Origin of the sequence: Streptomyces sp. NPDC059224, from assembly GCF_042754285.1 — a bacterium.
Taxonomy (GTDB): domain Bacteria; phylum Actinomycetota; class Actinomycetes; order Streptomycetales; family Streptomycetaceae; genus Streptomyces.
In genome coordinates, this window is record NZ_JBHZAN010000010.1 from 225,879 (window position 1) to 235,223 (window position 9,345).

A 9,345-nucleotide genomic window follows, 5' to 3' on the forward strand; every position below is an offset into this window, starting at 1 on the left:
AACGTCCGCGCAGCGTATCGGCGGGGCCCCGGTCCCGACAGCCACATTCAGGGCACTGTCATACGACCGCCACACATCGAACACGGGTACGTTCCGGCCATCCGCGACCGCTAGCATGCGCGCCCATGAATGACGACCTGCGCAACATTATCCTTGGCGTGGTGGCCGCCGGCATCAGCGCGGCGCTCGGCTGGCTGGCCCGCACCGCCCTGTGGCGGCGCGGCCTGCGCCGCAAGCAGGCCTTTTTCGGGCTGCCGGAGAACTCGGAGTCACTGCTGGTCGTCAACCGCGATCCGGCCACCTCCGAACCGGCCGTGCACCGCTTCGACGTGTTCGCGCTCCTGGAACTGGCCGCGCTGATCAAGGACTGCGGTGCCAACCTCCAGGTGGTGACGCAGGACAACGTCCAGCAGGGGTTCGGCGAGCGCACCGAGTTCTGTGTGGGCGGGCCCGGGTCGAACCGGCGCATGGTGGCGCACATGTCGGCGATGCTGCCGGGCGTGCGGGTCAACGTGGACCCGGAGCCGGGACCGGACCGCGGCGCCTTCCAGATCGGCGCCGAGCGCTACCGTCTCGACCCGGGCGTCACCGAGTACGTCCTGCTCGCCCGGCTCACCGCCGGGCAACGCCCCGACGCCCGGCCGGTGTTCCTCTTCTGCGGGCAACGTGCGATCACCAATCAGGCGGCCACCCGCTATCTCGCCCGCAATCACCAGCGGCTCGCCCGCAAGCACGGCAACAACACCTTCGTGCTGCTCCTCAAGGTGGTCAACTCGCAGGCGTACGGGCCCGACGTGGTCGAGCTCGTCGAGGACGTCAGCCGCGCCGCGCAGGCTCCGCTGCCGCCCGCCGCGACCGAGACACCCCGCTCCTCGCACCGCGCCTCCTGAGCGCTCGCGCCATTCAACAATCGTTACTGGCACGTAACTTACCGACGGGTTACTTGCGGTAAGAGGTCGCGGTTACCGTCGGGTCACTTTGCACTGACACGAGTGAGGAGTGACCCATGGGACACGGTCGCACCACCGCCGCGGGGGCCGTCTCGGCGGCCCTGATCGCCGGCACCCTCATCGGCCTGGCACCGGCCGCACAGGCCGCCGCGTCCGTGCGCTTCGTCGACATCACCGGCGACGGCGGCACGGTCCTGAAGGCGAACGTCGTCACACCCGCAGGCGCCGACGCCACCGGGCACCACCCGCTCATCGTGCTGCCCACGAGCTGGTCGCTGCCCCAGGTCGAATACCTGGCCCAGGCCCAAAGACTCGCCGACGCCGGCTACATCGTGCTCAGTTACAACGTGCGGGGGTTCTGGCAGTCCGGCGGACAGATCGAGGTGGCCGGCCCGCCGGACGTCGCGGACGCCTCCAAGGTCATCGACTGGGCGCTCGCCAACACCGCCGCGGATCCCGGGCACATCGGCATCGCGGGGGTGTCGTACGGCGCCGGGATCAGCCTGCTGGCCGCCGCGCACGACAAGCGGATCAAGGCGGTCGGCGCGCTCAGCGGCTGGGCCGATCTGATCGACTCGATCTACTCGGGCCGTACCCAGCACGTCGAGGCCACCGCCCTCCTGGACGGCTCGGCGACTCTCACCGGGCGGGAGAGCCCCGAAGTACGGCAGATCTTCAAGGACTTCTACGCCTCGAACCTGGACCGGGAACAGGACATGATCGCCTGGGGAGAGAAACGTTCCGTCGCGACCTGTGTCGACCAGCTCAACCAGAACGGCGCGGCCGTCTTCATGGCCAACGCCTGGAGCGACAGCATCTTCCCGGCCAACCAGTACGCCGACTTCTACGGGAGGCTGACCGTCCCGAAGCGGCTGGAGCTGCGCCCGGGCGACCACGCCACCGCCGAGCTGACCGGGCTGCTGGGGCTGCCCAACGACGTGTGGACCGACACCGAGCGCTGGTTCGACCACTACCTCAAGGGCGACGGCAACGGCATCGACCGTGAGCCGCCGGTCCAGCTCAAGTCCCGTACCGACGGCGGCTACGAGGGCTACCCCGACTGGAAGTCGGTGGGCGCCACCCGCCGGAAGGTCGCCCTCGCCGGCTCGACCACGATCCACGCCAACGTCGACTCGGGCGCGGACGGCGGGGTGGTCCTCCTGTCCGGCCTTCTCGACCAGATAGCCCGGCTGCCGCCGGTCGCGTCGATCCCGCTGCTGCCCCGCCGCTGGGCCGCCGTCTGGCAGTCCGAGCGCTACGGCAGCGCCCAGCGGGTGCGCGGTACGGCCCGGCTGCACACCACCCTCACCCCGACCGGGGAGCGCGGCACCCTCGTCGCCTACCTGTACGACGTGGGCCCGCTCGGCCTCGGCAAGCTGGTCACCAACGCGCCGTACACCTGGTACGACCGCACCCCCGGCAAGGCGTTCGACGTGGACCTGGACCTGTTCTCCACGGCCTACGACGTGCCGGCCGGGCACCGGCTCGCGCTGGTGGTCGACACGGTGGACCCGCTCTACATCGAGCACAACCCGTCCGGCGCGCAGCTGACCTTCTCCTCGCCGGTGGACGACCCGTCGTACGTGTCCGTTCCGCTGCGCGAGCAGTGATCTCCGGCTGCCGCCGGCCGGGCCTGGCCCTGGCTGCCGCCCCCTACGGCAGCAGCGTCCCTGGTTCGGCCGGGGCCACCTCGGCGGCCTCGGTCCTGGGACTGCGCTGCTCCCTCCTGGCCACCCAGCCGGCGAACCACGAGAGCAACATGCACATCCCGATGTAGATCGGCGAGATCACCATCACCACGGGGATGAAGGGCAAATCGTAGTCGAGGTTGGATGCGATCAGTTTCCCGGCATGGAGGAACTCCTCGTAGGTGATGAGATAACCCAGCGAGGTGTCCTTGAGGGCCACCACGAGCTGGCTGATGATGGCGGGCAGCATGGCCCGTACGGCCTGCGGCACCAGGACGTAGGACATGACCTGGGTCTTGCGCATGCCGAGCGCGAACGCGGCCTCCCGCTGGCCGCGTTCGACGCTGTTCACCCCGGAGCGGAACACCTCGGCGAGCACCGAGCCGTTGTAGAGGGTGAGTCCGGCGACCAGGGCGGGCAGCGGATGGACCTTGAGCGCCACGAAGATGAAGAAGATCATCACCAGGACGGGCATGGCCCGGAAGAATTCCACGACGACGGTGGCCGCCCACCGCACCGCACGGTGCTCGGAGAGCCGTCCGGTGGCCAGCAGGCCGCCGAGCGCCAGGGAGAGGACAGCGGCCGTCGCGAAGGCCACCAGCGTGTTTCCGAGGCCTCGCAGCAGGAGTTCCTGGATTCCCTTGTAGGCGAAGGGCATCCACTTCGTGCGCGTGAACTGGGCCGTGTCGAAGAGGAGGTTCAGGATCCAGGCGACCAGGCCGAGGATGACGAAGGTCGACAGGACCCCGTACAGCGTGTGCCGTCTTCTGGTGACGGGTCCGGGGACGTCGTAGAGCGCGGTGGCCTCGGTCATCGGGCGATCCCCCACTTCCGCTCCAGCACGGTGAACAGGGCGCTGACGGCCAGGGTGATGACGAGGTAGCCGGCCGCGATCCAGACGAAGGTCCAGACGATGTTGTAGCCGAGCTCGGTCAGGGTCTTGTAGGTGCCGAGGAGTTCGGTGACGCTGAACGCCCCCGCGATCGCGGAGTTCTTGGCGAGCGCGATGAGGGTGGAGCCCACCGGCGGGATGACCGAACGGAACGCCTGGGGCAGGATCACCAGGGCCAGGGTCTGCCCGAAGGTCATGCCGAGGCTTCGGGCGGCCTCGCCCTGTCCCCTGGGCACGGTGTTGATGCCGGCGCGCAGCGCCTCGCAGATGAACGCTGAGGTGTAGCAGCCGAGCGCGAGGACCGCGAACACCTGGAAGGGCAGCACGAGCCCGAACCGGGGCAGGCCGAGCAGCACCGCGAAGAACAGCAGGGTGAGCGGGGTGTTGCGGAGCACGGTGACCCAGGCCGTGCCGATGATCCGCAGGGAGCCGACCGGGGCGACCCGGAAGGACGCCATCAGGAAACCCAGGACCAGGGCGAGCACCGAGGCGCAGACGGTCAGTTCGACGGTGCCGAGGAAGCCCTCGGCATACGTGTGGACGTTGTCGGTCAGTACGTTCATGCCGTCCTCGGTCAGCTCGCGGGATAGCGGTCGATCGGGGGCGGCTTCGGGGCGGGGACGCCGGACAGGCCGAGCGTCGCGTCGTACGCCTTCTTCCAGTCGCCGTTCTTCTCACGGGCCTCCAACGCGTCGTCCATCGCGAAACGCAGGGCGCTGTCACCGCGTGGCACGCCGATGCCGTACGGCTCCCGGGAGAAGGGCTTGCCGGCGACCTTGAGCTCGCCGGGGGCCTTCGCCGCGTAGCCGATGAGGATGGCGTCGTCGGTGGTGACGGCGGCGACCTGGTAGGTGAGCAGGTTGTCCACGCACACGGAGTAGGTGTCGTAGGCGACCAGGACCGCCTTCGGGTAGTCGGCCCTGATCCGCTGGTACGGCGTCGAACCGGCGGCCGAGCAGACGCGTTTGCCGGCCAGGTCCTGGGGGCCGTGGATGTCGTTCTCGTCGTGGCGCACCAGCAGGGACTGGCCGGCCAGGTAGTAGGGCCCGGCGAAGCCGACCAGGTTCCTGCGGTTGGCGTTGATGGTGTAGGTGCCGACGTAGTAGTCGATCTGGCCGTTCTGGAGAGCGGTCTCGCGGTTGGCGGAGGCGATGGTCCGGAAGCGGACGGTGCCCGGGGCGAGGCCGAGGGAGGCGGACACCATCTTGGCGATCTCGATGTCGAAGCCGGAGTAGACCCCGGTGGCCGGGTCCCGCTCGCCGAGGTAGGGCTGGTCCTCCTTGGCACCCACCACGAAGTAGCCGCGCCGCCTGGCCCGGGTCCAGGTCCGGGAGGCGGGCAGCCGGACGTTCTGCGCCACCTGGTAGTGGGGAAGGGTCTCGGCCGCCGGGCCCTTCCCGGGCGGGCTGCCCTCCTTGCCGCAGCCCGCGGCGGCGAGCAGCGCGGCGGACAGGGCGCTCAGCAGGGCCGGGGCGGCGGGCGCACGAGTGCTACGGAACATGGTCGCGCTCCCCGCTCAGCGCTTGAGGATCTTGGAGAGGAAGTCCCTGGCACGCTGACTGCGCGGGGCGGTGAAGAACTCCTCCGGCGCACGGTCCTCGACGATCCGGCCGTCGGCCATGAACACCACGCGGTGGGCGGCGGAGCGGGCGAAGCCCATCTCGTGGGTGACGACCACCATGGTCATGCCGTCCCGGGCGAGCTGCCGTATGACGTCGAGGACCTCGTTGATCATCTCGGGGTCGAGGGCCGAGGTCGGCTCGTCGAAGAGGAGGGCCCTGGGTTCCATGGCGAGGGCACGGGCGATGGCCACCCTCCCCCAGTGCCCGAAGGGCCTGGGAGGTGCCCCCAGCTGCTGGCCGCCGGAGAGCTGTGCGGGGAATTTCCGGGCGTGCGCCGACAGGCCCACGCGGTCGAGGAGTTCGTACGAGTGCCGGTCGGCCTGCTCCCTCCTGCGCCCGCGGACCTTGATCTGGGCGAGGGAGACGTTCTGCAGGACCGTCTTGTGGGCGAACAGGTTGAAGGACTGGAAGACCATGCCGACCTCTGCACGGAGCCTCGTGAGGGCCCTGCCCTCCTCGGGGAGCGGCTGCCCGTCGAGCGTGATCCTGCCGGACTGGATGGTCTCCAGGCGGTTGATCGTGCGGCACAGCGTCGACTTTCCCGAGCCCGAGGGGCCGATGACGACGACCACCTCCCCCTTGCCGACGGTGAGATCGACGTCCTGCAGGACATGGAGGTCCCCGTAGTACTTGTTGACGTCACGCAGCTCGATCAAAGTATCGACGGCCATACGCAGCCCTACCCACTCTCAGCTGTGTCGTGGTTGCCGCAAACTATCCACCCGCGGGTGGGCTTGAGGCACGACACGCACTTTTCGGGCATTAGCCGTATTTACGCCGCCTTTATCGCGGTGCAGTCGTCGCCGCCCCGGCGCCGTCGGTCAGGCCTCGGACACCTCCGCGTACAGCTGGGAGAGCTCGGGGACCCCGCTCGCGGCCCAGTCGTGGCCGGACTCGACGACCTCGAACTCACGCCCGGACTCCAGGCGTACCACCGGCTCCCCGTCGGTGCGGATCTCCCAGTGCGCGCCGGGCACGGTCCGGATCAGGACCGTACCCAGGTACAGGCCGGCGTCGGTGCCGAGCCAGGTCAGGGTCTCCTCGTCGTCCCGCCAGCGCGGGATCAACTGGTCGAGGGCCTCCAGCGAAGCCGGGGTGTCGTCGAGCGTGACACCCTCCTCGGCCGCCTGGGCGCGCAGCAGCTCGCACTCGGCGAGCAGATCGGGGTCGGCGACCAGGGGCACGCCACCGGTGTGGGGATGCCTGTTACCCAGGAAGGGGATGTTCATGGACCCAGGTTGACACCTACACCTCCAGGTCCACCACCACCGGAGCGTGATCGGAGGCACCCTTGCCCTTGCGCTCCTCGCGGTCGACGTAGGCGTCCTGCACGGCCTTGGCGAAGGGCTCGTTGCCGTACACCAGGTCGATGCGCATGCCGCGGTTCTTGGGGAAGGCGAGCTGGCGGTAGTCCCAGTAGGTGTAGGGGTGGTCGTACTTCAGGGGGCGCGGGACCACGTCGGACAGGCCGGTCTCGCGCAGCGCGGTCAGGGCCGCGCGCTCGGCCGGGGTGACATGGGTGAGGCCCTCGAAAGCGGCCGGGTCGAAGACGTCGTCGTCCGTCGGTGCCACGTTGTAGTCGCCGAGGACCGCGAAGGGGCGGCTGCCGGCCGCGTCCCCCGCCACGGCCGCCTTGAGCGCCTCGAACCACTGCAGCTTGTAGGCGTAGTGCGGGTGCTCCACCTCGCGGCCGTTGGGCACGTACACCGACCAGACCCGGACCGGGCCGCAGGTCGCCGAGATCGCGCGGGGCTCCACGCTTCCGTCGTACCCGGGGTCGCCGGGCAGGCCCTTGACGACGTCCGCCAGGCCGACCCTGGACAGCACCGCCACGCCGTTCCACCTGCCGGTGGCGTGGACCGCCGCCTCGTAGCCCAGCTCGCGCAGCTGCCCGGTCGGGAACTGCGCCTCGGCGACCTTTGCCTCCTGGAGGCAGAGCACGTCGGTGCCGCTGCTCTCCAGCCAGGCGAGGAGCCTCGGCAGGCGGGCGGTGATCGAGTTCACGTTCCAGGTCGCGATGCGCATGCCTGACAACCTACCGGGCCCCTGTGACAGCGCGGCTCAGACGTCCGCCGAGGTCCCCGGGGCCAGCCGCTGGTGGTCCGCGCCGCCCAGGGCGCCGATCTGGCGGTCGTAGATCGGGCGGGCCAGATCGGTGAGCAGGGCGTCGTGGACGTCGTAGGCGCGCCGCGGCCTCACTTCCCGGACGTAGTCGATGACCTCGGAGATCTTGTTCCAGGGGGCCATCACGGGCAGCATCAGCGTCTCGACGGGACGGCCGGGGACGGTGAGGGCGTCGCCGGGGTGGAAGACCTTGCCGCCGTCGATCAGGTAGCCGACGTTGGTGATGCGCGGGATGTCGGGGTGGATCACCGCGTGCAGTTCGCCGTGCACCTGGACGTCGAAGCCGGCGGCGGTGAAGGCGTCGCCGTGGCCCACCGTGTGCACCCGGCCCGGGAAGGCCGCCGCGAGCTGGTCGGCGACGGATTTCAGGGTCCAGATCTCGGTGGCCGGGTCGGCGTCCAGCGCGGCCCGCAGCCGGCCCTCGTCGAAGTGGTCGGCGTGCTCGTGCGTGATCAGGATCGCGTCCGCGCCGACGGCCGCGTCCTCCTCGCTGAACCCTCCGGGGTCGAGGACGAGCGTGCGCCCGTCCTTCTCCAGACGCACGCACGCGTGGGACATCTTCGTGAGCTTCATGGTCACCATCCTGCCCCCGGAACGTGCGTCAGTCCTCGGGAGTGGTCTCCTCACGGATGATCCGCTGGGCGACCCGGAACGCGCTGTTCGCCGCCGGCACACCGCAGTACACCGCCGCCTGGAGCAGGACCTCCTTGATCTCGTCCGGGGTGAGGCCGTTGCGCAGGGCCGCCCGGACGTGGAAGCCCAGTTCCTCCAGGTGGCCGCCCGCGACCAGCGCGGTGAGCGTGACGCAGCTGCGTGAGCGCCGGTCGAGTCCGGGCCGGTCCCAGATCTCGCCCCAGGCGTAGCGGGTGACGAACTCCTGGAAGTCCCCGGAGAACTCGTCGGCCTGGGCCAGCGCCCGGTCCACGTGCGCGTCCCCGAGCACCTCCCGGCGGACCTTCAGTCCCGCGTCGTAGGGATCGGGCCGCCCGAGCGGCTGCGGCACCGCGACGGCCGGGGCGATCTCGGCGAGGGGCGTGACCTGCGGCGCGACCTGGGGCACGACCTGCGGCGCGGCGGCCAGGACCGGCTTCGGCGGAGCGGCCGGGATGGCCATCTGACCGGTGGTGGAGTCGTAGGCGGGCTGCCAGGCGGTGGAGAAGTGCCGCACCAGCAGGTCGGTGACGGCGGCGGGCTGCTCGACCGGTACCAGATGCGAGGCGCCGGGCACCACGGCGAGCCGGGCGTCCGGGATCCCGGCGACCAGGGTGCGGGCCTCGGCGGGGCCGGTGACCTGGTCGTCCGAGCCGACCAGGACGAGCGTGGGCACGCCGATCCGGCCCAGTTCATGCCGTACGTCGAACCCCGCGAGGGCCTCGCAGGCGGCGATGTAGCAGCCGGGGTCGGTGGTGCGCACCATCTGCACGGCCCACTCGGTGATCGCGGGCTGGGCGGCGGCGAAACCGCCGGTGAACCACCGCTCCGGCGAGGTCCGGGCGATCGGGTCGAGGCCGTTCGTCCGCACGATCACGCCGCGCTGCCGGAACTCGTCCGCCGTCCCGAACCGGGGCGAGGCGGCGACCAGCGCGAGCGAGGCGATCCGCTCCGGGTGCCGCAGGGCCAGTTCGATGCCTACGGCGCCGCCGAGCGCGCAGCCCGCGTAGCCGAAGCGCTGCACGCCGAACGAGTCGAGCGTGGCCAGCAGCCGGGCGGTCAGCTCGGTGACGGAACCGGCGGGGTGCGCCGGGGAGCCCCCGTGCCCGGGAAGGTCGTAACGGAAGACCCGCCACTGCTGGATCAGCTCCGGGACCTGGCGGTCCCACATGTGCCAGGTGGTCCCCAATGAGGGGCCCAGGATCAGGACAGGAGCGTCTTCTGGTCCGTCAAAGCGGTATTGCAGGGTGTTCGGTGGTGTCTCGCTCACCCGTATGACCCTCTCATGCGTCACGAAATCTCACAGCGCCGGTCCGAACCTAACCTCGCGCTTTCGCGAGTGGGTCTGTCCGAGTCTTGATCAAATAAATGGAGAGTGCTGCTGACCTGCAACGATGGGACTTGTCGAGGGTCCTGTC

10 protein-coding genes are annotated in these 9,345 nt (G+C 70.1%); 2 read left to right on the plus strand and 8 right to left on the minus strand.

Annotated elements, in window-relative coordinates; all coding sequences use genetic code 11:
- The first annotated feature begins 125 nt into the window (after nucleotides 1–125).
- A complete protein-coding gene (locus ACFXI4_RS13260; protein WP_384990031.1) occupies nucleotides 126–890 on the plus strand; it encodes a hypothetical protein in 765 nt (254 codons plus the stop codon).
- Between the two features lie 116 nt (nucleotides 891–1,006).
- Nucleotides 1,007–2,560: a CocE/NonD family hydrolase gene (locus ACFXI4_RS13265; RefSeq protein ID WP_384990033.1), complete on the plus strand. Its 1,554-nt coding sequence runs from the start codon at nucleotides 1,007–1,009 to the stop codon at nucleotides 2,558–2,560.
- Nucleotides 2,561–2,603: 43 nt separating this feature from the next.
- On the opposite strand, the gene ACFXI4_RS13270 is transcribed toward ACFXI4_RS13265, so the two are convergent.
- The 8 genes from ACFXI4_RS13270 to pcaC form a co-directional block, all read right to left on the minus strand.
- Entirely contained in the window at nucleotides 2,604–3,452 is an 849-nt protein-coding gene (locus ACFXI4_RS13270) for an amino acid ABC transporter permease (protein ID WP_362717916.1), read from the minus strand.
- Complete coding sequence (locus ACFXI4_RS13275; protein WP_362717913.1) at nucleotides 3,449–4,093, minus strand: amino acid ABC transporter permease; 645 nt, start codon at nucleotides 4,091–4,093, stop codon at nucleotides 3,449–3,451. The genes ACFXI4_RS13270 and ACFXI4_RS13275 overlap by 4 nt, the downstream gene beginning before the upstream one ends.
- Before the next feature lie 11 nt (nucleotides 4,094–4,104).
- Nucleotides 4,105–5,031: a glutamate ABC transporter substrate-binding protein gene (locus tag ACFXI4_RS13280; protein ID WP_384990034.1), complete on the minus strand. Its 927-nt coding sequence runs from the start codon at nucleotides 5,029–5,031 to the stop codon at nucleotides 4,105–4,107.
- A 15-nt stretch (nucleotides 5,032–5,046) separates the two neighbouring features.
- Nucleotides 5,047–5,823, minus strand: coding sequence for an amino acid ABC transporter ATP-binding protein (locus tag ACFXI4_RS13285; protein ID WP_384990035.1), 777 nt, complete (start codon nucleotides 5,821–5,823; stop codon nucleotides 5,047–5,049).
- Between the two features lie 150 nt (nucleotides 5,824–5,973).
- Entirely contained in the window at nucleotides 5,974–6,381 is a 408-nt protein-coding gene (locus ACFXI4_RS13290) for a DUF6278 family protein (RefSeq protein WP_384990036.1), read from the minus strand.
- A 16-nt stretch (nucleotides 6,382–6,397) separates the two neighbouring features.
- Nucleotides 6,398–7,177, minus strand: coding sequence for an exodeoxyribonuclease III (locus tag ACFXI4_RS13295; protein ID WP_384990037.1), 780 nt, complete (start codon nucleotides 7,175–7,177; stop codon nucleotides 6,398–6,400).
- A gap of 36 nt (nucleotides 7,178–7,213) precedes the next feature.
- Nucleotides 7,214–7,849: an MBL fold metallo-hydrolase gene (locus ACFXI4_RS13300; protein ID WP_384990039.1), complete on the minus strand. Its 636-nt coding sequence runs from the start codon at nucleotides 7,847–7,849 to the stop codon at nucleotides 7,214–7,216.
- Nucleotides 7,850–7,877: 28 nt separating this feature from the next.
- A complete protein-coding gene (gene pcaC, locus ACFXI4_RS13305; RefSeq protein ID WP_384990040.1) occupies nucleotides 7,878–9,197 on the minus strand; it encodes a 4-carboxymuconolactone decarboxylase in 1,320 nt (439 codons plus the stop codon).
- Nucleotides 9,198–9,345: the final 148 nt, after the last annotated feature.